The organism is Staphylococcus microti, from assembly GCF_000934465.1.
Taxonomy (GTDB): Bacteria; Bacillota; Bacilli; order Staphylococcales; family Staphylococcaceae; genus Staphylococcus; species Staphylococcus microti.
In genome coordinates, this window is sequence record NZ_JXWY01000081.1 from 12,002 (window position 1) to 35,764 (window position 23,763).

Here is a 23,763-nt window from a genome sequence, read left to right on the forward strand (position 1 = left end):
GGTCAGCTTGCTTATCATCATGTTTTATCTGCAATTTTTATTGGTATCATATTGCTCGTAAGCATGATGATAAAGCAACGAAGACTATTATTCATATGTGTTGCGTGTGCAGTATGTTTGCTTGGCTATATTATAGAATCGTACATGCTATCTCAACCGAATGAGCTGGTAATGAACACTTCAGAGAAAGACACTGAAATGCCTGTACACATGTCAGTGCACATAGAAACAGTCCCCATTAAGAAAGAAACGTATTTTAGTGCCGTTGTACGTGCCCACAATGAAAAATATCATCTTATTTTCGGTAGCTTTAGGCAAGATACACAGCATTATGACGCACATTTTTGGGCAACACATGTATGTCCCATAGACGCCACTATAAAACCTCCCAATGAAAGCGCACAGTTCCCCACATTATTTGCAAAACAACTTGATACGAGTCAATGTACATCTAAAGATGATCTCACATTAACTGAACGCATCATTTTAGCGCGAAATATTGCGATAGAACACTTGATTCGCGGTAAAATGCCAGGTTATCCATACATTATTGCACTCGTAACAGGTACAACGGATTATATTTCCTTTGAAGAAAAACAAGCATTACAAGCACTTGGTATTTCACATTTATTTGCAGTAAGTGGTACACATGTTGCCATTTTAACTGGTTTGCTTTATACCATTGGCAAAAGGTTGCCTGTTCCACTGTACATTATACAGCTACTACTTTTAGCTGTTTTACCACTCTTTCTCATTTTTTCAGGCAATAGCCCAAGTGCACAAAGGGCGGTCGTCATGGCTTGTCTCGTTATTATTTTTGCCCGCTGGTTTCAATTCGCTGCCTTACACATTTTATTAATTTCTTATATATTGCTCTCTATCGTTACACCAACAATCCATCATCATATCGGGTTTCAATTTTCATATGCTATATGCTTTTTGCTGATCACACTTAGACAAACATATGCGCATCAACACTTTTTTCGTGCACTATTTACAACGAGTTTTATTGCAACGGTGGCGACAATACCTATTAGCTATCAACATTTTAATGAGCTCCAATGGTTAGGGCTTTTATCGAATCTTTTTTTCATTCCGCTTTACGGTCTATGCATTATTCCGCTCTCTTTTCTAGCAACCTTTATAGCACTCGTTTCTCCAAGTTTACTCGCTATTTTTACAATCCCTTTTTACTTACTTTTTAATATACATGACTTGCTTATTAAGTTACTGAGACCATTGACATATTGGAAGCTGATCATTCCTTCACTAGGAGAACAGGGTTACTTCATGCTGATTGTTTTTGTAACACTATTTGCCTACTTACTTGCAAAACAGCAACGACGTTTATTAATGCTGTTCGTCGCCATATTGATACTCATCATTACTTTCTATCATCCACAGTATACAAATCGCATGACCGTGATAGATGTCGGGCAAGGGGATGCCATTTTATTTGAAACACAAACAGGGAAGATATTACTTATAGATACAGGTGGTAAGCGGGAGCATTCAAAACAATCTAAGAACCATTATTCCATTACGAATCGAAAATTGTATCCATTTTTAAAAGAACGAGGGATTCGCAAAATTGATTATCTTGTGATTACGCACCCACACGCCGATCATATGGGCGAAATTGCACATCTTGCCAAACGTGTAAACATATTGAACATCATCATCAATCCTAATCATTTCGATGAACCGTATCGTCGTCTTGTGAAAAAAGTAGCGTTTTTAGAAGATGCACATTTGTTAGATTATCATCAATTACCACAGCTTCAACTAGGTGACTTTTCATTTCAATTTTTAAATAGCGATATTCAAGAAAGTGAAGACCCAAATGAACATTCGATTGTTACGCTCGCTACGATTCATCAAACACATATTTTATTAATGGGGGATGCAACGACAGAAAATGAACAAAAATTAATGGCATCTTATACGCTACCGCAAGTTGATATATTGAAAGTCGGACACCATGGCAGTAAAACGAGTAGCTCAGAGGCTTTTTTAGAAACAATCAAGCCAAAACTCGCATTAATTTCTGTCGCAAAGCATAATATGTATCATTTACCGAGTCCGCTTATTATAGAACGATTTAGAACAAAGGAAATTCCTATTTACAGTACAGCAACGAATCATCATATCATCATTAACTTTAATCTAGGGCAATCAAAACAATACACCGTAAGCAGCCAATCAAATCATTAGTATTTGCAATGCGAATAGACAAAAGCATGTTATAATACGAATACATTTATTTGTGAAAGGAAGAAACACATGTCGTATTTGCATGTCGTATATGGAGAAGTACCTGAACTCGTTGATAAAGAAAGTGATCAGCTTATTGATAAGTACTTAGACCAAGAACCGAGAGATGATTTTAATTTCGTTAAATATAATTTATACGAGTCCGAACTAAATGCCATTATGGAAGAGGCGATGACTTTACCATTCTTTTCAGAAAAAAAAGTCGTATTAGTTCAGAATAGTTATATATTCACGGGAGAAAAGGTAGCAAAAGCGACACAACCGAATTTAGATGGCTTTATACAGTTCCTTGAAAATTATGATGGTCAGACATTGATTATCTTTCAAGTGAATGCTACGAAACTTGATGAGCGAAAAAAAGTCGTCAAACAACTGAAGAAGCATGCGTCATTAAAAAAAGTAGAGCAATTTACCGAACAAGAAATGAAAGCATGGATCCAATCACAATTGCATCAACAGTTCAAAGATATTAAGCAAGATGCGTTAGATGCACTTATTAGTTTGACGGGTATTCATTATCGTATCGTTCAACAAGAACTGGAAAAGATTATCTTATTTATAGGCGATCAACCGACCATTACAAAATCGGATGTCCTGACAATTGTAAATCGAAGTCTTGAACAAAATGTCTTCTTATTAACGGAATACATTCAAAAAGGGCAAAAAGACCGAGCAATTGCTTTAATGAAAGATTTAATCAAGCTAAAAGAAGAGCCTATAAAGTTACTTGCCTTGATTACGAGTAACTATCGCTTGTACTATCAATCACTGATTCTCAGTCAAAAAGGATATTCACAACAACAAATTGCCAAAACAGTCGGCGTTCATCCATATCGTGTGAAGTTAGCATTGCAACAGACAAGGAAGTATCAGTTAGCGCAATTACTCGACATTATCAATGCGTGTGCCGAGACGGATTACAAGTTGAAATCATCTTATATGGATAAAGTATTAATTTTAGAGTTGTTTATTTTAAGTTTATAAATAGATTGTATTTAGGAGCGCACATATAAGCCGTTAAAGTTTACAGGAGCGCTCCTTTATTAAACAAAAAAATGCCTCTAACATTGAATCATTCAACATTAGAGGCACGACATAGTATTAACTATGATTATTTTGCTGACATTAATTTAGATTTCATTCTATCAGCTTTGTTAGAATGAATTAAATTCTTTTGCGCAGCTTTATCAATACGTTTGATTGCTTTGCTTACTAATTCTTGTTTATTATCAGCATTAGTTTCAATTGCTTTTTTTGCATTTTTCACTGCAGTACGCATATCATTTTTTTGTGAAATGTTTTTGCTTTCAGCTGCTTGTGTTGTTTTTACACGTTTAATAGCAGATTTGATGTTTGGCATGAAAGACACCTCCTAGAATCATCTTGGTATCAAAATTACTTTGATTACAACAGAACTTATTCTATCAAATGTGACCACATTGTGCAATCATTAATTGTAACCTTAAACTTATTTTTTGATATTAGAATAAGAAACATATGTGTTCGCAGCTTTACAACTGTTGCAATTGTCCTTTAAAAACGTTATCATATCAAAGATGCAAGAGATTTTTATAGGGAATCTTATGAAAGTGAGTAGGATGTTATGAACAATAGTGAGCGTTTAAATAGACGTAAAAATATTAGAAACTTTTCGATCATCGCACACATTGACCATGGTAAGTCAACATTGGCGGATCGAATTTTAGAAAACACCAAATCAGTAGAGTCACGTGAAATGCAGGCACAATTGTTAGATTCTATGGATTTAGAACGTGAACGTGGTATTACTATTAAGTTAAACGCCGTTCGTTTGAAATATGAAGCGAAAGATGGAGAAACGTATACATTTCATTTAATCGACACGCCAGGACATGTCGACTTTACATATGAAGTTTCACGTTCTCTTGCGGCATGTGAAGGGGCAATTTTAGTTGTAGATGCCGCTCAAGGGATTGAAGCACAAACTTTAGCGAACGTATACTTGGCGTTAGATAATGACCTTGAGTTAATTCCGGTTATCAATAAAATTGATTTACCTGCTGCTGAACCTGAACGTGTTAAGCAGGAAGTAGAAGATGTGATTGGTTTAGATAAAGATGATGCGGTATTAGCGAGTGCAAAGTCAAACATCGGTATCGATGAAATTTTAGAAAAAATCGTTGAGATTGTACCAGCACCAGACGGCGATCCAGCTGCACCGTTAAAAGCTTTAATTTTCGATTCTGAATATGACCCTTATCGAGGCGTTGTATCATCTATTCGTGTTGTTGATGGTGTTGTTAAAGCTGGTGACCGCATTAAAATGATGGCAACAGGCAAAAGTTTTGAAGTCACAGAAGTGGGCATTAACACGCCAAAACAATTACCAGTTGATGAACTAACTGTAGGTGATGTTGGTTACATCATCGCAAGCATTAAAAACGTAGACGATTCACGTGTCGGGGATACAATTACACACGAGCATAATCCAGCTAGTGAACCGTTACAAGGTTATAAAAAGATGAATCCAATGGTATATTGTGGTCTTTTCCCAATCGACAATAAAGACTACAACGACTTACGTGAAGCATTAGAAAAATTACAATTAAATGATGCATCTTTAGAGTTCGAGCCTGAATCATCTAAAGCGCTAGGCTTTGGTTATCGTACTGGTTTCTTAGGTATGTTGCACATGGAAATTATTCAAGAACGTATCGAACGTGAATTTGGTATCGAGTTAATTGCAACAGCACCATCAGTTATTTACACGGTTATTTTAAGAAACGGAGAGTCTATTAAAGTAGATAACCCTGCACAAATGCCTGACCGTGATCAAATCGAAAAAGTATTTGAACCGTATGTACGTGCAACGATGATGGTCCCGAATGATTATGTCGGTGCAGTTATGGAACTCTGCCAACGCAAACGTGGTCAATTTATTACAATGGATTATTTAGATGATATTCGTGTAAGTATCGTTTATGAACTACCACTATCTGAAGTTGTATTTGATTTCTTTGACCAACTTAAATCAAATACGAAAGGATATGCATCGTTTGACTACGAATTCATCGAAAACAAAGAAAGCAATCTCGTTAAGATGGATATTTTATTAAATGGCGACAAAGTGGATGCATTAAGTTTCATCGTGCACCGCGACTTTGCGTATGAACGTGGCAAAGTACTTGTTGAGAAGTTAAAAACATTAATTCCAAGACAACAATTCGAAGTGCCTGTACAAGCAGCAATTGGCCACAAAATTGTAGCACGTACGAATATTAAGTCTATGGGTAAAAACGTACTTTCTAAATGTTATGGTGGGGATATTAGCCGTAAGCGTAAATTATTAGAGAAACAAAAAGCAGGTAAAGCGAAAATGAAAGCAGTCGGAAGTGTTGAAATTCCGCAAGATGCTTTCTTAGCAGTTTTAAAAATGGACGACGAATAATTATTATAAGCTCCCAATCACTTGTTAAACGGTGTGACTTGGGAGTTTATTTCGTAGGAGCGATGAAAAATGCAAGCAGTTAAAAGTGCCTATATTCATATTCCTTTTTGTGTGAAGATTTGTACCTATTGCGATTTTAATAAATATTTTATACAGCATCAGCCAGTAGATGACTATTTGACATGTTTAATTAAAGAAATGTCATGGGCGAAAGAAAAGAACTTAACGACGATGTTTGTAGGCGGGGGCACACCAACAGCGTTATCAGAAGCACAGTTGGAACGTTTACTGTCTGCGATTCAAGCAAAGTTCAATATTAGCGAAGAATATACGTTTGAAGCGAACCCTGATGAACTTACAGAAGAAAAGGTTGCGCTTTTAAAGAAATATGGCGTGAATCGTCTTTCTCTTGGTGTACAAACGTTTGATGAAGATTTACTCAAGCTGTTAGGTCGGAGTCATCAACGCGCCGATATATACTCAGCTGTGCGCAATGCACGTAAATATGGGATTCCATCTATCAGTTTAGATTTAATGTATCAATTACCGGGACAAACGATGGATCAATTTGAAGAAAGTTTAAATGAAGCATTATCGTTAGAAGTAGATCACATATCGAGCTATGGCCTTATTCTTGAAAAGCAAACGCAATTTTATAATTTATATCAAAAGGGTAAGTTGAGTGAACCGAATGAAGATCTCGGTGCTGAGATGTATCACTTTATGATTGATAAACTGGCACAACATGATTTACAGCAATATGAAATCTCAAACTTTGCGAAAGAAGGCCATGCGTCTGAACATAATAAAGTGTATTGGAAAAATGAAAGCTATTATGGTTTTGGTGCGGGTGCGAGCGGTTATGTAAATGGCGTAAGGTATTCAAACATCAACCCTGTCAATCATTATATTGATGAAGTGAAGAAAGGTAATGCACCTATTCGCACAGAAGAAAAAGTATCACTAAAAGAACAAATTGAGGAAGAAATGTTTTTAGGATTACGAATGAATCAAGGTGTTAGCAAAGCGCGCTTTAAAGAAAAATTCGGCCATGATATCAACGAATACTATCATAAGGAATTGCAAACGCTAGAAGCCAAAAATTTAATTGATAATACACCTACACACGTGATGTTAACTGAAGAAGGACGCGTCATTGGCAACTATGTTTTCGAGACTTTTATTGGCTAAATATAAAAATCAAAAAATCGAAAGCTTTAACATTGACTTTCTTTGACCAATTTGATAAATTATAATTAGCACTTGAGATAAATGAGTGCTAATGAGGTGGAAACATGATTACTCAAAGGCAACTTAGTATTTTAAATGCAATTGTTGAAGATTATGTTGAATTAGGCCAACCTATTGGTTCATCCACATTGATTAAAAGACATAACGTTCAAGTGAGTCCAGCTACAATACGTAATGAAATGAAGTCATTAGAAGCACAAGATCTTATTGAAAAGACGCATTCTTCTTCTGGACGCATTCCATCTGAAGCGGGATTTCGACTTTATGTTAATCAGTTATTACAACAACCAGATGTGGAAGGGCATCAAAGTAAACTTAACCTAAGCACGTTGTTTAGTGAAAATCACTATGATATTTCCACTACGTTAGATCGATTGGCACAATTGTTTTCTGACCGATCACATTATACGACGATTGTTGTAGGTCCAGATCATACGAAATCATCCATTATTGATGTCCATCTCATGAGCGTAAATGCGAATCATATTATTGTGGTTTTAATTCATCAAACCGGACATGTGAAACATTTGCATTTATCATCGACACTTGATGTAGATGATAAAACTATTATCAAATTGTCAAACTTCATGTCAAAAAATATTGAAGCATTTCTTAATGATGGAAATCAACATCACATAGATTCTTATCGATTGATGGGATTTAGTGATGCAGAAGTTACGTTGTTGTTACAGGTATACTATCTCATAAAAAAACATCTTGCGTCTGAAACGTCGCGTATCCATTTAGGTGGGAAACACCAATTAATAGAGCGTTTAAATGAGAACACTGTAACTTCTATTCAACCAATACTGAAATATATTGAATCTAATCAGATTACACACTTGATTGACCAAGTGTCAGATATGCCGATTCATATTAGTATTGGTTCTGAGATAGACCGTAACTTACAAGGGATTGCTATTGTCACGCGCCCCTATATGCTTACACAAGATATAGAAGGTCATATTGCAATAGTCGGTCCAACAGCAATGCGTTATCAAAATGTGATACAATTGCTTAGTCAAACGAGATAATAACAATTCAATCACACTTGCAACAAAGTGTCATGGAGGTTTGGAAATGGCAGAAGATAAAGCATTACATGAAGAAGAGATGCAAGAGGAGACGGCACAAGAAGCCGTTCACACTGAAGAGACTGTTACTGAAGCAGATGCACAGCAAGAAGCAGCAACTGAGACAGAAGAAAATAAAGAACCTACTGCAGAAGAACAGTTAGAGGCTTTACAAGCTGAAGTCGATGCATCTCAAGAAAAATATTTAAGATTATATGCAGAATTTGAAAATTATAAGCGCCGTATCCAAAATGAAGCGGATATTCAAAAAACATACCGTGCGCAACAAGTGTTGAGCGATGTACTCCCAACGCTTGATAATATCGAAAGAGCATTACAAATAGAAGGTGACGATGAGTCATTTGTATCACTGAAAAAAGGTGTACAAATGGTTTATGACAGTCTTCTAAAAGCACTTGAAGATAACGGATTAGAACGTATCCAAGCAGCAGGTGAGCAATTTGATCCAAACTATCACCAAGCTGTATTACAAGATGATAATCCAGAGTTTGAATCAGGTGCTGTAACTGAAGAACTGCAAGCTGGTTATAAATTAAAAGATCGTGTGTTACGCGCGTCAATGGTTAAAGTAAATCAATAATTTTGACGAAAAACCATCATTTATGTAGAATAATATTGTTTGTAAATTAGGAGGAATTTGAATATGAGTAAAGTAATTGGTATTGACTTAGGAACAACAAACTCTTGTGTATCTGTATTAGAAGGTGACGAGCCTAAAGTAATTCAAAACCCTGAAGGCGCAAGAACAACACCATCTGTTGTCGCTTTCAAAAATGGTGAAACACAAGTAGGTGAAGTGGCAAAACGTCAAGCAATCACAAACCCAAACACTATTCAATCTATTAAACGTTATATGGGTACAGATCATAAAGAAAATATTGAAGGTAAAGATTACACACCTCAAGAAATTTCAGCAATGATCTTACAAAACTTAAAAAATACAGCTGAAAGCTATTTAGGCGAAAAAGTTGAAAAAGCAGTTATTACTGTACCAGCTTACTTCAACGACAGTGAACGTCAAGCGACTAAGGACGCTGGTAAAATCGCTGGTTTAGAAGTAGAACGTATTATCAACGAACCAACTGCGGCGGCTTTAGCTTACGGTTTAGATAAAACAGATAAAGAAGAAAAAGTATTAGTATTCGACCTTGGTGGCGGTACTTTCGACGTCTCAATTCTTGAATTAGGTGACGGTGTATTTGAAGTATTAGCAACTGCCGGTGACAACAAATTAGGTGGAGATGACTTTGACCAAGTCATTATCGACTACTTAGTACAAGAATTCAAATCTGAAAACGGTGTAGACTTATCACAAGATAAAATGGCATTACAACGTTTGAAAGATGCTGCTGAAAAAGCGAAAAAAGACTTATCAGGTGTATCTTCAACACAAATTTCATTACCATTTATCTCAGCAGGTGCTGCAGGTCCATTACACTTAGAAACAACATTAACACGTGCGAAATTTGAAGAATTAGCTGATCATTTAGTACAAAAAACAATGGCACCTACACGCCAAGCGATGAAAGATGCTGGTTTATCTAACTCAGATATCGACGAAGTTATTTTAGTAGGTGGTTCAACACGTATCCCTGCTGTACAAGAAGCAATCAAAAAAGAAATCGGTAAAGAACCAAACAAAGGTGTGAACCCTGACGAAGTCGTTGCGATGGGTGCTGCAATCCAAGGTGGCGTAATCACTGGTGACGTTAAAGACGTTGTATTACTTGACGTAACACCTTTATCATTAGGTATCGAAATTATGGGTGGTCGTATGAATACGTTAATCGAACGTAATACAACGATCCCAACATCTAAATCACAAGTATACTCTACAGCAGCAGATAACCAACCATCTGTAGACATTCACGTACTTCAAGGTGAACGTCCAATGGCTTCAGACAACAAAACACTTGGTCGTTTCCAATTAACGGACATTCCACCAGCACCACGTGGTGTACCACAAATCGAAGTAACATTTGATATCGACAAAAACGGTATTGTTAACGTTACAGCAAAAGATTTAGGTACAAACAAAGAACAAAAAATCACAATCGAATCTTCATCTTCACTTTCAGACGAAGAAATCGATCGTATGGTAAAAGATGCTGAACAAAATGCTGAAGCAGATAAAAAACGTCGTGAAGAAGTAGACTTACGTAACGAAGCAGATCAACTTGTTTTCCAAGTCGACAAAACTTTAACTGACTTAGGTGACAATGTTTCTGAAGATGACAAAAAAGATGCTGAAGATAAGAAAGAAGCATTGAAATCAGCACTTGAAGGTAACGACATTGATGCAATCAAAGAGAAAAAAGAAGCACTTGAACAAGTGATTCAACAGCTTTCTATGAAAATCTATGAGCAAGCTCAACAAGCTCAAGGTGGCGCATCACAACAAGATGATACAGTAGAAGATGCTGAATTCAAAGAAGTTAAAGATGACGATCAAAAATAATGTATCGTATGTTATAGATTGACTGTAAGCAGTCGCTTAGAGGGGCTAGGACAATCATCGTCCCAGCCTCTTTTATTTTAATAAACGCAATAAAAGGAGAGATTGCATTGGCAAAAAGAGACTATTATGAAGTCCTTGGTATTTCAAAAAGTGCTTCTAAAGATGAAATTAAACGTGCCTATCGTAAGTTATCTAAGAAATACCATCCAGATATTAATAAAGAAGAAGGCGCAGATGAAAAATTTAAAGAAATCAGCGAAGCCTATGAAGTGTTAAGTGATGATAACAAACGTGCAAACTATGATCAATTTGGTCATGCGGGCGCTCAAGGTGGCTTCGGACAAGGTGGTTTTGGCGGCCAAGACTTTTCAGGATTTGGTGGCGCTGGTTTTGAAGATATATTCAGTTCTTTCTTCGGTGGCGCACAACGTCAAAGAGACCCGAATGCACCACGTAAAGGCGATGATTTGCAATATACGATGACTGTTTCGTTTGAAGAAGCTGTTTTCGGTACAAAAAAAGAAATTTCTGTACGTAAAGAAGTTGTTTGTCATACATGTGATGGCGAAGGTGCAAAACCAGGTACGAAAAAGCATACATGTAGCTACTGTAATGGTGCTGGACATGTGTCTGTTGAGCAAAATACGATTTTAGGTCGTGTACGTACACAACAAGTATGTCCTGAATGTAACGGTTCTGGTCAAGAATTTGAAGAACCATGTCCAACATGTCATGGTAAAGGTACAGAAATCAAAAATGTGAAACTAGAAGTGACAGTGCCTGAAGGTGTCGATAACGACCAACAAATCCGTTTGTCAGGTCAAGGTTCACCTGGTGAAAATGGTGGTCCTGCAGGTGATTTATACGTCATTTTCCGTGTGAAACCATCAGAAAACTTTACACGTGAAGGCGATGACATCTTATATCAACATTCGATTAGCTTTGCTCAAGCCGCACTTGGGGATGAAATTAAAATTCCTACGCTGAAAGGGCATGTCATGTTAACTGTTCCTGCTGGTACGCAATCAGGCAAACAGTTCCGCCTTAAAGGCAAAGGTGTGAAAAATGTTCATGGTTACGGTTATGGTGACTTATTTGTTAATATTAAAGTGGTAACACCAACAAAATTAACAGAACGTCAAAAAGAACTTTTAAAAGCTTTTGCTGAAGAAAGTGGCGATGAAATTAACGAACAGCCAAGCAACTTCAAAGATAAAGCACGTCGTTTCTTTAAGGGAGATTAATACTATGAACTGGATAGAACTGTCTGTAACAGTGAATGAAGAAGCTGAATCGATTGTATCCAATATACTACAAGAATTTGGTTCAAATGGTGTCGCAATTGAAGATTCAAAAGAAGTCGATAAAGTAAGAGTAGATAAATATGGTGAAATATTTGAATTAAATCCGTCCGACTATCCGGATAAGCATATGATTATTAAAGGCTACTATACGGAAATGCAAGTCGATGATACATTTACAGAACGATTAACAGCACGACTCGAAGCAATCGATGAAATAGACTCGACAATTTTGAATGTCACTACAAAGGTAATTGCTGAATCGGATTGGGAAAATGAATGGAAAAATTATTTCCACCCTTTTCAAGCGTCTGAGAGATTTTTCATTGTGCCAAGCTGGGAAACTGTCGCAAATGAGGATGACTTCCTATATATTGAGCTAGATCCTGGTATGGCTTTTGGTACAGGGGATCATCCAACAACGAGTATGTGCTTACGTGCCATCGAACGCACTGTTCAACCACATCACGATGTCATAGATGTAGGCACAGGTTCTGGTATTTTGAGTATTGCCGCACATTTATTAGGTGCCAAGTCGATTAAAGCCATTGATTTAGATGAAATGGCTGTACAAGTCGCAAAAGAAAACTTCGAAAAGAATAATTGTGCGCAAGCAATTGAAACTGCGACAGGTAATTTATTGACGAATGAAACGGGACAATACGATGTTGTTATCGCAAATATTTTACCGCATATTATTGAATTGATGATTGAAGATAGTTACAATCGACTGAACCCATCAGGTTACTTTATTACATCAGGCATTATTGAAGAAAAGCGCGAATCGATTCAATCGCAAATGGAAGCTGCTGGCTTTAAAATTATTGACGTCCAACATGTAGACGGTTGGGTTTGTATCACTGGACAAAAGGTGGTTTCATAATGCAACGTTATTTTTTAAATGAGAACGCTGAGTTACATCAGCGTTTTTTTATCACAAACAAAGATGATATACATCACATAACGAAAGTCATGCGATATACAACGGGTGATCATTTAGTGATTAACTTTCACAATGCGCAAACATATAAAGTTGAAATCACAGCTGTAGATCAACAAGCGATTGAAGTTGAGACTATCGAAAAGTTGGCTATTCACACTGAGATGCCAGTTTCAGTCACAATTGCGAGTGGACTCATTAAGTCGGATAAATATGAATGGTTGCTACAAAAAGCGACTGAGATGGGCGCACATGATTTCATTGCTGTACAAATGGGGCGTTCTGTCGTTAAACTGAACGACCAAAAAGCACCCAAAAAGCTTGAAAGATGGCAAAAAATTATTAAAGAAGCTGCCGAACAAAGTTATCGACAACAGATACCAAATATAAAATATTACTCGAATTTAAAATATGTATATGATATGATTAGTGAATATGATTATATTCTAATGGCATACGAAGAACAGGCAAAAAATGGGGAAACATCAAAGTTTAAAGAAATGCTTTCCCAGCTTAAACCTAACGACAAAGTTTTACTTTTAGTTGGTCCTGAAGGCGGTTTTAGCGAAGAAGAAGTCAAACAATTTGAAGCACACGCACAAATAGTAGGACTTGGACCGCGTATTCTTCGTGCTGAAACGGCACCGCTTTATGCGTTAAGTGCCATTAGTTACGAAATAGAATTAATGAGGTGAAGTCATGTCAACAGTTGCCTTTCATACATTAGGGTGTAAAGTAAACCACTATGAGACTGAAGCGATTTGGCAATTATTTAAAGAAGCTGATTACGAACGTGTTGATTTTGAACAAAACGCTGATGTTTTTGTCATCAATACATGTACCGTTACAAATACAGGCGATAAAAAGAGTCGCCAAGTTATCCGTAGAGCGATTAGACAAAATCCTGACGCTGTTGTGTGTGTCACAGGTTGTTATGCGCAAACATCTTCAGCAGAAATTATGGAAATTCCGGGTGTCGATATTGTTGTTGGGACACAAGATCGTCATAAACTTTTATCGTATATTGACGAGTATCAGCAAGAAAGACAACCAATTAATGGTGTCAGCAATATTATGAAAAACCGTACGTATGAGGAATTAGATGTCCCGTATTTCACTGATAGAACACGTGCATCATTAAAAATTCAAGAAGGTTGTAACAACTTCTGTACGTTCTGTATCATCCCTTGGGCGCGTGGACTGATGCGTTCTCGTGATCCACAAAAAGTAGTGGAACAAGCAACACAGCTAGTACAATCTGGATATAAAGAGATTGTATTAACAGGGATTCATACAGGTGGTTATGGCCAAGACTTGAAAGATTACAACTTAGCACAATTGTTACGTGACCTTGAGACGGTAGATGGTTTAGAACGTATTCGTATTTCATCTATTGAAGCAAGTCAATTGACTGATGAAGTCATTGAAGTCTTACAACAATCTTCAAAAGTTGTACGTCACTTGCATATTCCATTACAATCAGGCTCTGATACTGTGTTAAAACGTATGCGCCGTAAATACTCAATGGCACACTTCTCTGAACGTATTAAGAAATTGCACGCTGCATTACCAGGGCTTGCTGTCACAAGTGATGTCATCGTTGGGTTCCCAGGCGAGACTGAAGAAGAATTCCAAGAAACGTATGATTTTATCGTTGAACACAAGTTTTCTGAGTTACACGTATTCCCATATTCACCAAGAATTGGTACGCCTGCAGCACGCATGGACGATCAAATTGATGAAGAAGTCAAAAATGAACGCGTCCACAAATTGATCGAGTTAAGTAATCAACTCGCAAAAACATATGCATCACAGTTTGAAAATGATGTGTTAGAAGTGATTCCAGAAGAGAAAAGTGCCAAAGATGGTGTACTTGTTGGATATGCTGACAATTACATGAAAGTAGAATTTGAAGGAGATGCTTCACTGATTGGTGAAATTTGTAAAGTAAAAATCAATCAAGTTGGCTATCCAATCAACTACGGTACATTTTTAAGAACCGTTGAACATGCAAATAATCAATCTGAAATTGAAATACTAGCGTAGATTTATAAAGATTTTATAACAAAAATTGGCTGTTAGCTTAAAAAATGTAAATTTGTCGATTGACCGAGAATAAGATTTATTTTATACTGTTTTATACATGGTGAGTTACTATGTAAATATGAAAAAGTTTTTTTGATATTTGGAGGGAGGGAAATACAGATGTCTAAAACAGTAGTCCGTAAAAACGAATCACTAGAAGATGCATTACGTCGTTTTAAACGCTCAGTGTCAAAAAGCGGTACAATTCAAGAAGTTCGTAAACGCGAATTCTATGAAAAACCAAGCGTAAAACGTAAGAAAAAATCTGAAGCTGCTCGTAAGCGTAAATTCAGATAAATCATTAACGTGTTGAACTCCCTCAACATTCAAGTTTAATGATATATGAGAAACCTCGAATCTTTGGCTAAGGTCAACGATTTGGGGTTTCTTTCTTTTTATGGGTGTCTTTAGTACTTTCACTATAAGTGTGCTATGAATTCATGTATACTAAATAGTGAGGGTGAGGTGAATTTTGACAAAGATGGGTTTACATATGTGGATCAATAGTGCTGCTATTTCATTTCAAGATGGATTACACGATGTAGGTGAATGGTTGACATCACCATTTATATCGTTAATTTTAACTTGTATTGTCTTCTTAGGATTTGTTTACCAACTATATTCTAAACGGTTTAACTTTGCCGGTGTTTTATCTCTAATTGCGTTATTGTTAATCTTCCTAGGGTTCATCGTGCAAGGTGATGTATCGGCTGCAACACTTATTATTTTTATGATTGGTGTCATTCTCGTCATCATAGAACTGTTTGTCGTTGGGGCAATTCTTGGACTTATTGGAATGGGACTCATTGTTTTTAGTTTAGTGACTATTGGCGACAATTTGCCAATGATGTTGTTAAACGTTGTAGTCGCATTTATTTTAACTATTATTGAGTGGGTGATTTTAGTGAATATTTTCAAAAAAACGATTGCTTTATTTGATAATGTCGTCTTAAAAGATGCAACGAATAAAGAATCAGGTTACACGTCCCACAATGATCGCTCTCATCTTGTAGGTGAGATTGCTACAACAATGACTGATTTGCGTCCGGCGGGTATCATTTTGCTCAATGGTGAACGCATCGATGCAGTGTCTGAAGGCTCTTTTATTTTGAAAGATTTACAAGTCGAAATCATCGAAGTAGAAGGCTCTAGAGTTGTTGTAAGACAGCATGAATCATAAGAAAAAGGAGATGGAAAAATATGTTTACAGCAGGATTTATTTCTCTTGTTATTATAGCGGTACTTGTTATCGTTGCATTAATGATTTTATTTTCATTCGTACCAATCGGACTATGGATTTCCGCATTAGCAGCGGGTGTTAAAGTAAGTATTGGTACACTTGTAGGTATGCGTTTACGTCGCGTATCACCTAGAAAAGTTATCGGGCCATTAATCAAAGCGCACAAAGCAGGCCTTCAAATCACAACGAATCAACTGGAATCACACTATTTAGCAGGTGGTAACGTAGACCGCGTTGTTGATGCCAATATTGCCGCACAACGTGCAGATATTAACTTACCGTTTGAACGTGGTGCAGCGATTGACCTTGCTGGTCGTGACGTGTTAGAGGCCGTTCAAATGTCTGTTAATCCTAAAGTAATCGAGACACCATTTATTGCGGGTGTTGCGATGAACGGGATTGAAGTAAAAGCGAAAGCACGTATTACAGTGCGTGCGAACATTTCTCGCCTTGTTGGTGGTGCGGGTGAAGATACTATTATCGCCCGTGTTGGTGAAGGGATTGTTTCAACGATTGGTTCAAGTGAACACCATTCCCAAGTGCTTGAAAACCCGGACAACATTTCAAAAACGGTTTTAAGCAAAGGATTAGACTCAGGTACTGCATTTGAAATTTTATCAATTGACATTGCAGACGTTGACATCAGTAAAAACATTGGTGCCGACTTACAAACTGAACAAGCGATTGCTGATAAAAATATCGCACAAGCAAAAGCTGAAGAACGCCGTGCGATGGCAGTTGCCCAAGAACAAGAAATGAAAGCACGTGTCCAAGAGATGCATGCGAAAGTTGTGGAAGCTGAAGCAGAAGTACCACTTGCGATGGCAGAAGCACTTCGCTCAGGTAATATTAGCGTTAAAGAGTATTACAACTTAAAAAATATTGAAGCAGATACAGGTATGAGAGAAGCAATTAACAAACATTCTCAAGAACAAAACAACACACCATCTGATCAATAAATGAGGTGATTTTATGAGTATGGGTTTCATAATCTTCCTAATCACTATCGCAATTTCTATATTCAGTGCGTTAGGGGATAAGCAGCATGAAAAACGTCAAAAGCAACAACCACCTCGCCCACAAAAGCCAATACAGACTGAGGAAAAGGGTTTTTTCGAGAAAGTTCAAGATACGCTTGCTGAGATAGAAGAAACCTTTTCAGTACCTGATGAACCTAAACCTGAGCAACCTAAAGCTGAAACGCCTCAGCAAACGTCTCGTCCAGAGCGGAAAGTTGTAGAACGTGTTGAGAGACCACAGACAACACGTGAAGAAGCACAACCAGCGCAATATACGTCGAGACGAAATGATGAGGAACAAGAACGTCAGCGTTTGCAAGATATGATTCATCAACGCATGCACCAGCTTGATGATGAATTGCATCGTGAACGTCAAAAGCAACTTGCTAGAATTGAGCGACGTGCGAAAGCGATTATTGAAGATCAATACTTATCGAATCGCACAAAGGCCATTAAACTTGAAGCGTTGATGAATGCGTCAAATGTAAAAGCAAGTGCAAAACAAGGGTTGTCATTTTCAGATAATGAAGTCATTAATGGTATGATTTGGTCTGAGATTTTGAATAAGCCTAAACAGCTTTAAAATAGATAGCGAACTGAGACGGCAAAATATGTCGCATCAGTTCGCTATTTTCATTTTTATCGGATAGATTTATATGCAAACGAAACGTTAAAATCATGCTATAATATAGACAAGTATAGAATGATTTTAATTGTATCTATTCGATGATTTTTGATAGATTAAAGTTAACAATGATGTAAAGGAGCGACTGTATGCCTGAACTTATTCAGATAGATGATATTCACCAAGCACAAGCGTTGTTAGGCAATAATGATGAACATCTTACGCTTGTTGAAAATGCATTTGGTGTAATCATTCATGCGCGCGGACAAGAAGTTGCAGTGAAAGGTCAAAAAGTAAATGATGTCACAGCAGCTGAGTCAGTATTACGCAACTTATTAAAAGTAATTGAGAAAGGTGAGTCGATTGGTGTTAAAGATGTACAAGCCGCGATTAAAATGGCTAAAAATGGCACGATTGAACATTTAATTGATTTGTATGATGAAGCAATTACAAAAGATGCGTACGGAAAAACGATACGACCAAAAACGATGGGACAACGCATGTACATTCATGCAATGAAAAAACACGATCTCGTTTTCGGTATCGGGCCAGCTGGAACAGGGAAAACATTTTTAGCAGTCGTTTATGTTGCAAAAGCACTGCGCGCCGGAGAAGTAAAACGTATTGTATTAACGCGACCCGCTGTAGAAGCAGGCGAGTCTCTTGGCTTTCTACCTGGAGACTTAAAAGAAAAGGTAGACCCATATTTGCGCCCGCTATATGATGGTTTGCATACTGTACTTGGTGTTGAACAAACGACCCGCTTTATTGAACGTGGTGTCATTGAAATTGCACCACTTGCCTATATGCGTGGACGTACTTTGGACGATGCATTCGTTATTTTAGATGAAGCACAAAATACGACACAAGCACAGATGAAAATGTTTTTAACACGTCTTGGCTTTGGTTCTAAAATGGTTGTAACCGGAGATAAAACACAAATTGACTTACCAAAAGGGGTTAAGAGCGGCCTTGTTGAAGCTGAACAGCGTCTCAAAGGATTGAAAGGGTTAAGCATTCAACACCTTGACCAAGCCGATGTCGTTCGCCACCCACTCGTAGGACGCATCATTACAAGATATGAGGAGGAATAACATGTTCACCATCGATTTCAATGATCATACCGATTTAGTAGAACAAGCATGGATTGATCAAATCGAGCAATTATTAACGTTTGCGAAAGCGCAAGAAGGAATAGATGAAGCAGCAGAACTATCTGTAAGTTTTGTCGATGAAGAAGAAATCCAAACGATTAATCGTGATTATCGTGACAAAGATAAAGTCACGGATGTCATTTCATTTGCGTTTGAAGAAGAAGAGGACGTCTTTGAAGGATTTGAAGGCGCTGAAATCCCACGTGTACTAGGCGACATTATTATTTGTACAGATGTGGCGAAAGCGCAAGCCGAACAATACAATCATTCATTTGAACGTGAATTAGGATTCCTCGCATTACATGGTTTCTTACATTTACTTGGATATGATCATATGACTGAAGCAGAAGAAAAAGAAATGTTCGGACGCCAAGACGCGATTTTAAATGCGTTCGGATTAACGAGAGACGCATGATTGGTAGATTTAAACATGCTTTTGAAGGCGGATGGACTTTATTAAAGAAAGATCGTAACTTCTTCATGCACCTTTTAGCAGGTTTCGGTGCCATCGTACTCGGTTTTATTTGCCAAATTAGTACATTGGAATGGTTGTTTATTATAACTGCTATTGTACTTGTTTGGCTTACAGAGGCGCTCAACACAGCAATTGAATACACGGTAGATCTTGTTACAACTGACTATCATATTGATGCCAAACGGGCGAAAGATATTGCAGCATTTAGCGTATTACTTGCTTCTATTTTTGCACTGATTATCGGTGCCATTATATTTTTACCGAAATTATTTTGAGGAGATGACGCATATGCCTTACACAGACAAACATTTTGATGAAGTTAGAAAAGCACAACAAAATGCCTACGCACCATACAGCGAATTCAAAGTGGGCGCTTATCTTGTAACGAAAGACGGTCAAACATTTTACGGTGCAAATATAGAAAATGCTGCATACCCGGCAACAATATGTGCGGAGCGATCTGCACTCGTTGCAGCGATGTCACAAGGCTATCGACCAGGAGACTTCGCTTCTATTACGGTAACAGTTGATAGTGATGAAGTATCTTCACCATGTGGCACGTGTCGCCAAGTGTTGAAAGAATTGTGTGATGACGACATGCCGGTATATATGACGAATCACAAAGGTGAAATGAAAGAACGTACGGTTGCAGAATTATTACCACTTGGATTTTCAGGAAAGGATTTAAATAACTAATGAATGAATATAAATCGGGATTTGTTACAATTATTGGCCGACCAAACGTCGGGAAATCAACGTTTGTGAATCGTGTGATTGGCCATAAAATTGCGATTATGTCAGATAAAGCGCAAACGACACGCAATAAAATTCAAGGTGTCATGACACAAGATGACGCACAAATTATTTTCTTAGATACACCGGGTATTCACAAGCCGAAACATAAGCTTGGCGATTACATGATGAAAGTGGCAAAAAATACACTCTCTGAAATTGATGCTGTGATGTTTATGGTAAATGCCAATGAAGACATTGGTCGTGGCGATCAATATATTATGGAAATGCTGAAAACGGTCAAAACACCTGTCTTTTTAGTTTTAAATAAAATTGACCTCGTGCATCCAGATGAATTAATGCCAAAAATTGAGCAATATCAATCGTACATGTCATTTGCGGAAATTATCCCAATTTCTGCGTTAGAAGGGCATAACGTGGATCATTTTCTGAACGTGTTAAAAAGCTACTTGCCAGAAGGACCACAATACTATCCAGACGGGCAAATTTCAGATCACCCTGAACAATTTGTAGTCAGTGAGCTGATTCGTGAAAAAATATTACAAACAACGTCTGAAGAAATTCCACATTCAATCGGTGTCAACGTAGAACGCATGGTTCAAGAAGCGGAAGACCGTGTAAGAGTAGAAGCGGTCATCTATGTTGAACGCGATTCACAAAAAGGGATTGTTATCGGCAAAGGTGGCAAAAAACTGAAAGAAATCGGTAAACGTGCGCGTCTAGATATTGAGTATTTACTAGGTTCAAAAGTATATCTCGATTTATGGGTAAAAGTTCAAAAAGATTGGCGTAACAAATCTCATTTCATTAAACAAATGGGCTATGTTGAAGACGAATAGTAACAAGGTGGGGCAATAAATGCTCGTCAAACAAAAAGGGATTATTATTAAAACCGTTGACTATGGCGAATCGGATAAAATTATTACGATATTAAATGAACATGGTGCTAAAATTCCACTCATGGTGCGACGTGCTAAAAAAGTGAAATCAGGCTTGCAAGCAACAACACAGCACTTTGTAAAAGCTTTGTTTATTTATAATAAGTGGCGTGGTATGGGGACGTTAACATCTATCGACGTCATTAATAGTCACTATGATTTACGTATGGACGTTTTTACGAACAGTTATGCAAGCTTGTGCTTAGAAACAATTGATGGGGCACTCGATACAGATCAAGTTGATACACACCTGTATGCATTGTTAGATTTTGCGCTGAGTCAAATTGATGAAGGTGTGTCCGCGCAACTGATTGCGAATATTGTTATGCTGAAATGTATCACATATTATGGATTTGATATTAATTTGACACACTGTGCTGTTAAAAATACAGATCAACCGGGTGAATTTATCGGATACAGTTTTAAATATGATGGTGTCATTTCTAAGTCAGCAGGGCATCTAGATCCACACCTAATGCCATTATCCAATAAAGCGATTTATTTAATGGCGATTTTAAAGCAACTACCATTGTCAAAAATTAATTCAATTTCTATTCACGATGAAATTGTTGAAGAAATGTCGCAATTTATTTTAATGATTTATAAAGAATATGCGGGGATGTACTTTAAAAGTCAGCGCATGATTAACCAATTACGACGTTTCAATGCGTCCTTTGAATAGAACCAAAATAGTTGCGCATGTCTAAGCGTACAATCTTGATGGGTTGTGCGCTTTTTCAGTACCTCGCATTCCTACAGGCCTCGCTCGAACTATACAAGATATAGTGAGATTTCTTCTCGAAAGTAAGCAATGCTTTTTAAATGGCAGTAGGTGTCTCGCAATTGAAACGACTCTTTCATAACTTCACAATGAAAATGGAAGAACCAAAAATAAGCATTGCAACATGATATTAAGGTCATGCGTGCAATGCTTATTTATATGTGTAAAAAAGGCGACAACCGATTCATAACCGATTGCCGCTTTTTCACATGCACTATTAGAATTTTACTTTTTCAGCTAAAAATGCGTTTAATTCACCGATTGGCATACGTACTTGTTCCATTGTATCACGATGACGGACTGTTACTTGTTGGTCTTCAAGTGAGTCGAAGTCAAATGTAATACAGTAAGGTGTACCGATTTCATCTTGACGACGGTAACGTTTACCAATTGATTGTGATTCGTCAAAGTCTACAACGAAGTCTTCGCTTAGTTGTTCATATACTTTAATTGCATCGGCAGATAATTTTTTACTTAATGGTAAAATAGCTGCTTTGTATGGTGCAATTGCAGGGTGGAAGTGTAATACAGTACGCGCATCTTTGCTACCTTCAACACCTTCTTCGTCGTATGCATCACATAAAAATGCTAATGTCACACGGTCTGCACCAAGTGATGGTTCAATACAATATGGAATGTATTTTTCATTTGTTTCTGGATCATGGTATCTGAAGTCTTCACCAGAATGCTCACTATGTTGTTTTAAGTCGTAGTCTGTACGGCTTGCGATACCCCATAGCTCGCCCCAACCAAATGGGAAACGGAATTCGATATCTGTTGTTGCATTAGAGTAGTGTGAAAGTTCATCTTCATCATGGTCACGTAGACGTAAGTTTTCATCTTGTAAACCTAAATCTTTTAACCATTTTGCCGCAAACTCTTTCCAGTAATTTTGCCATTCAATTTCAGTACCTGGTTTACAGAAGAATTCAAGTTCCATTTGTTCAAATTCTCTTGTACGGAAAATGAAGTTACCTGGTGTAATCTCGTTACGGAATGATTTACCAACTTGACCGATACCAAATGGTAATTTCTTTCTCATTGAACGTTGTACATTTTTGTAGTTCACAAAAATACCTTGTGCTGTCTCAGGACGCATGAAGATTTCGTTAGTAGAATCTTCTGTAACACCTTGGAATGTTTTAAACATTAAGTTGAATTGACGAATGTCTGTCCAATTGGCTGTGCCGCTCACAGGGCACGTAATACCTTCTTCATCAATTAAACGTTTCATTTCATCGAAGCTCATACCATCCGCGATAAAGTTTTCGTCACCTTTAACGTTCGCCATGTAATCTTCAATTAATTTGTCCGCACGGTAACGAATTTTACTGTCTTTGTTATCAATCATTGGATCGTTAAAGTTACCGATATGACCTGATGCTTCCCAAGTTTTTGGGTTCATTAAAATAGCTGCATCTAACCCTACGTTATAAGGGGATTGCGTAATAAACTTTTTCCACCATGCTTTTTTAATATTATTTTTCAATTCAACGCCTAACGGACCATAGTCCCATGTATTCGCAAGCCCGCCGTAAATTTCACTACCTGGGAAAACGAATCCTCTGTGTTTCGCTAATTGAACAATTGTATCCATATTTTTTTCCATAGATGTTCACTCCTTCAAAATAAAAAGTCCCAAGGAAAAGAAAAATATTCTTAACCTTGGGACGAATTAACATTGTAATCCGCGGTTCCACCCAAATTAGTGTCGCCACTCACTTTAAAACATTTTAATTGTAAGCCAATTTTAGTTGTTAAGCTTCCACCGTCCTTAACTCGCTTATTCATAATTCTATGCTATCAATCGTAGAAAGGCAAGTGAAAACATAATTGTATAACAATAAATTACAGGCTATAATAGTATTTATATTAAAATTCACTGATTCAAATAATATGAAGGTTAGTCTTTAGACGTTTATACATTAAAATAACTTCAAATAAATAT

General features: G+C 37.2%; 23 protein-coding genes. 21 read left to right on the top strand and 2 right to left on the bottom strand.

All coding sequences use genetic code 11. The annotated features are described in order from the left end of the window. Positions 1-171 precede the first annotated feature (171 nt). Positions 172-2,214 (top strand): DNA internalization-related competence protein ComEC/Rec2, encoded by a 2,043-nt coding sequence (locus TP70_RS08970; RefSeq protein ID WP_052502906.1) that lies wholly within the window; start codon positions 172-174, stop codon positions 2,212-2,214. Between the two features lie 69 nt (positions 2,215-2,283). Next, entirely contained in the window at positions 2,284-3,258 is a 975-nt protein-coding gene (gene holA / locus TP70_RS08975; protein WP_044361109.1) for a DNA polymerase III subunit delta, read from the top strand. A 127-nt stretch (positions 3,259-3,385) separates the two neighbouring features. On the opposite strand, the gene rpsT is transcribed toward holA, so the two are convergent. After that, entirely contained in the window at positions 3,386-3,634 is a 249-nt protein-coding gene (gene rpsT, locus TP70_RS08980) for a 30S ribosomal protein S20 (protein WP_044361110.1), read from the bottom strand. A gap of 243 nt (positions 3,635-3,877) precedes the next feature. Between rpsT and lepA the strand changes: the two genes are divergently transcribed. The 19 genes from lepA (at position 3,878) to recO (ending at position 21,716) form a co-directional block, all read left to right on the top strand. Beyond that, positions 3,878-5,701, top strand: a complete 1,824-nt coding sequence (gene lepA, locus TP70_RS08985; protein ID WP_044361111.1) for a translation elongation factor 4 — start codon at positions 3,878-3,880, stop codon at positions 5,699-5,701. A gap of 69 nt (positions 5,702-5,770) precedes the next feature. Beyond that, positions 5,771-6,892: a radical SAM family heme chaperone HemW gene (hemW, locus tag TP70_RS08990; RefSeq protein WP_044361112.1), complete on the top strand. Its 1,122-nt coding sequence runs from the start codon at positions 5,771-5,773 to the stop codon at positions 6,890-6,892. Between the two features lie 104 nt (positions 6,893-6,996). Beyond that, entirely contained in the window at positions 6,997-7,986 is a 990-nt protein-coding gene (hrcA, locus tag TP70_RS08995) for a heat-inducible transcriptional repressor HrcA (RefSeq protein WP_044361113.1), read from the top strand. A 46-nt stretch (positions 7,987-8,032) separates the two neighbouring features. Further along, positions 8,033-8,626: a nucleotide exchange factor GrpE gene (gene grpE, locus TP70_RS09000; protein WP_044361114.1), complete on the top strand. Its 594-nt coding sequence runs from the start codon at positions 8,033-8,035 to the stop codon at positions 8,624-8,626. Positions 8,627-8,689: 63 nt separating this feature from the next. Continuing rightward, positions 8,690-10,504 carry a molecular chaperone DnaK gene (dnaK, locus tag TP70_RS09005; RefSeq protein ID WP_044361115.1) on the top strand — a complete coding sequence of 605 codons (1,815 nt, stop codon included), beginning with the start codon at positions 8,690-8,692 and terminating at the stop codon, positions 10,502-10,504. A 107-nt stretch (positions 10,505-10,611) separates the two neighbouring features. Then, a complete protein-coding gene (gene dnaJ, locus TP70_RS09010) occupies positions 10,612-11,748 on the top strand; it encodes a molecular chaperone DnaJ (protein WP_044361116.1) in 1,137 nt (378 codons plus the stop codon). A 4-nt stretch (positions 11,749-11,752) separates the two neighbouring features. Further along, positions 11,753-12,688, top strand: a complete 936-nt coding sequence (prmA, locus tag TP70_RS09015) for a 50S ribosomal protein L11 methyltransferase (RefSeq protein WP_044361117.1) — start codon at positions 11,753-11,755, stop codon at positions 12,686-12,688. Further along, positions 12,688-13,440, top strand: coding sequence for a 16S rRNA (uracil(1498)-N(3))-methyltransferase (locus TP70_RS09020; RefSeq protein WP_044361119.1), 753 nt, complete (start codon positions 12,688-12,690; stop codon positions 13,438-13,440). The genes prmA and TP70_RS09020 overlap by 1 nt, the downstream gene beginning before the upstream one ends. 4 nt (positions 13,441-13,444) lie before the next feature. Then, the gene (gene mtaB, locus TP70_RS09025) at positions 13,445-14,791 is read left to right on the top strand and encodes a tRNA (N(6)-L-threonylcarbamoyladenosine(37)-C(2))-methylthiotransferase MtaB (RefSeq protein WP_044361121.1); all 1,347 of its coding nucleotides are present in this window, start codon (positions 13,445-13,447) and stop codon (positions 14,789-14,791) included. A gap of 159 nt (positions 14,792-14,950) precedes the next feature. Then, the gene (rpsU, locus tag TP70_RS09030) at positions 14,951-15,127 is read left to right on the top strand and encodes a 30S ribosomal protein S21 (RefSeq protein ID WP_002471046.1); all 177 of its coding nucleotides are present in this window, start codon (positions 14,951-14,953) and stop codon (positions 15,125-15,127) included. 196 nt (positions 15,128-15,323) lie between these two features. Continuing rightward, complete coding sequence (locus tag TP70_RS09035) at positions 15,324-16,010, top strand: NfeD family protein (protein WP_174221465.1); 687 nt, start codon at positions 15,324-15,326, stop codon at positions 16,008-16,010. 20 nt (positions 16,011-16,030) lie between these two features. After that, positions 16,031-17,029, top strand: coding sequence for a flotillin-like protein FloA (gene floA, locus TP70_RS09040; protein ID WP_044361126.1), 999 nt, complete (start codon positions 16,031-16,033; stop codon positions 17,027-17,029). 13 nt (positions 17,030-17,042) lie between these two features. Beyond that, a complete protein-coding gene (locus TP70_RS09045) occupies positions 17,043-17,672 on the top strand; it encodes a hypothetical protein (protein ID WP_044361128.1) in 630 nt (209 codons plus the stop codon). A gap of 191 nt (positions 17,673-17,863) precedes the next feature. After that, a complete protein-coding gene (locus TP70_RS09050) occupies positions 17,864-18,808 on the top strand; it encodes a PhoH family protein (protein ID WP_044361130.1) in 945 nt (314 codons plus the stop codon). Between the two features lies 1 nt (position 18,809). Further along, positions 18,810-19,283, top strand: a complete 474-nt coding sequence (gene ybeY, locus TP70_RS09055; protein ID WP_044361131.1) for an rRNA maturation RNase YbeY — start codon at positions 18,810-18,812, stop codon at positions 19,281-19,283. Next, complete coding sequence (locus TP70_RS09060) at positions 19,280-19,618, top strand: diacylglycerol kinase family protein (protein WP_084207687.1); 339 nt, start codon at positions 19,280-19,282, stop codon at positions 19,616-19,618. The genes ybeY and TP70_RS09060 overlap by 4 nt, the downstream gene beginning before the upstream one ends. Positions 19,619-19,631: 13 nt before the next feature. Continuing rightward, positions 19,632-20,039, top strand: a complete 408-nt coding sequence (gene cdd / locus TP70_RS09065; RefSeq protein ID WP_044361132.1) for a cytidine deaminase — start codon at positions 19,632-19,634, stop codon at positions 20,037-20,039. Beyond that, on the top strand, positions 20,039-20,935 hold the full coding sequence (era, locus tag TP70_RS09070) for a GTPase Era (RefSeq protein WP_044361134.1): 897 nt from the start codon (positions 20,039-20,041) through the stop codon (positions 20,933-20,935). Before cdd ends, era begins: the two co-directional genes overlap by 1 nt. Before the next feature lie 19 nt (positions 20,936-20,954). Then, positions 20,955-21,716 carry a DNA repair protein RecO gene (gene recO / locus TP70_RS09075; RefSeq protein WP_044361136.1) on the top strand — a complete coding sequence of 254 codons (762 nt, stop codon included), beginning with the start codon at positions 20,955-20,957 and terminating at the stop codon, positions 21,714-21,716. Between the two features lie 316 nt (positions 21,717-22,032). Here recO and TP70_RS09080 read toward each other — a convergent pair whose 3' ends face one another. Next, entirely contained in the window at positions 22,033-23,424 is a 1,392-nt protein-coding gene (locus TP70_RS09080; protein WP_044361137.1) for a glycine--tRNA ligase, read from the bottom strand. Positions 23,425-23,763: the final 339 nt, after the last annotated feature.

Coding starts and splice junctions, on each gene's coding strand:
- hemW (WP_044361112.1), top strand. CDS start 5,771: ATGCAAGCAGTTAAAAGTGCCTATATTCATATTCCTTTTTGTGTGAAG.
- TP70_RS09080 (WP_044361137.1), bottom strand. CDS start 23,424: ATGGAAAAAAATATGGATACAATTGTTCAATTAGCGAAACACAGAGGA.
- rpsT (WP_044361110.1), bottom strand. CDS start 3,634: ATGCCAAACATCAAATCTGCTATTAAACGTGTAAAAACAACACAAGCA.
- TP70_RS09050 (WP_044361130.1), top strand. CDS start 17,864: ATGCCTGAACTTATTCAGATAGATGATATTCACCAAGCACAAGCGTTG.
- recO (WP_044361136.1), top strand. CDS start 20,955: ATGCTCGTCAAACAAAAAGGGATTATTATTAAAACCGTTGACTATGGC.
- holA (WP_044361109.1), top strand. CDS start 2,284: ATGTCGTATTTGCATGTCGTATATGGAGAAGTACCTGAACTCGTTGAT.
- floA (WP_044361126.1), top strand. CDS start 16,031: ATGTTTACAGCAGGATTTATTTCTCTTGTTATTATAGCGGTACTTGTT.
- cdd (WP_044361132.1), top strand. CDS start 19,632: ATGCCTTACACAGACAAACATTTTGATGAAGTTAGAAAAGCACAACAA.
- TP70_RS09035 (WP_174221465.1), top strand. CDS start 15,324: ATGTGGATCAATAGTGCTGCTATTTCATTTCAAGATGGATTACACGAT.
- era (WP_044361134.1), top strand. CDS start 20,039: ATGAATGAATATAAATCGGGATTTGTTACAATTATTGGCCGACCAAAC.
- lepA (WP_044361111.1), top strand. CDS start 3,878: ATGAACAATAGTGAGCGTTTAAATAGACGTAAAAATATTAGAAACTTT.
- TP70_RS09020 (WP_044361119.1), top strand. CDS start 12,688: ATGCAACGTTATTTTTTAAATGAGAACGCTGAGTTACATCAGCGTTTT.
- TP70_RS09060 (WP_084207687.1), top strand. CDS start 19,280: ATGATTGGTAGATTTAAACATGCTTTTGAAGGCGGATGGACTTTATTA.
- ybeY (WP_044361131.1), top strand. CDS start 18,810: ATGTTCACCATCGATTTCAATGATCATACCGATTTAGTAGAACAAGCA.
- TP70_RS09045 (WP_044361128.1), top strand. CDS start 17,043: ATGAGTATGGGTTTCATAATCTTCCTAATCACTATCGCAATTTCTATA.
- hrcA (WP_044361113.1), top strand. CDS start 6,997: ATGATTACTCAAAGGCAACTTAGTATTTTAAATGCAATTGTTGAAGAT.
- prmA (WP_044361117.1), top strand. CDS start 11,753: ATGAACTGGATAGAACTGTCTGTAACAGTGAATGAAGAAGCTGAATCG.
- TP70_RS08970 (WP_052502906.1), top strand. CDS start 172: ATGAACACTTCAGAGAAAGACACTGAAATGCCTGTACACATGTCAGTG.
- mtaB (WP_044361121.1), top strand. CDS start 13,445: ATGTCAACAGTTGCCTTTCATACATTAGGGTGTAAAGTAAACCACTAT.
- grpE (WP_044361114.1), top strand. CDS start 8,033: ATGGCAGAAGATAAAGCATTACATGAAGAAGAGATGCAAGAGGAGACG.
- rpsU (WP_002471046.1), top strand. CDS start 14,951: ATGTCTAAAACAGTAGTCCGTAAAAACGAATCACTAGAAGATGCATTA.
- dnaK (WP_044361115.1), top strand. CDS start 8,690: ATGAGTAAAGTAATTGGTATTGACTTAGGAACAACAAACTCTTGTGTA.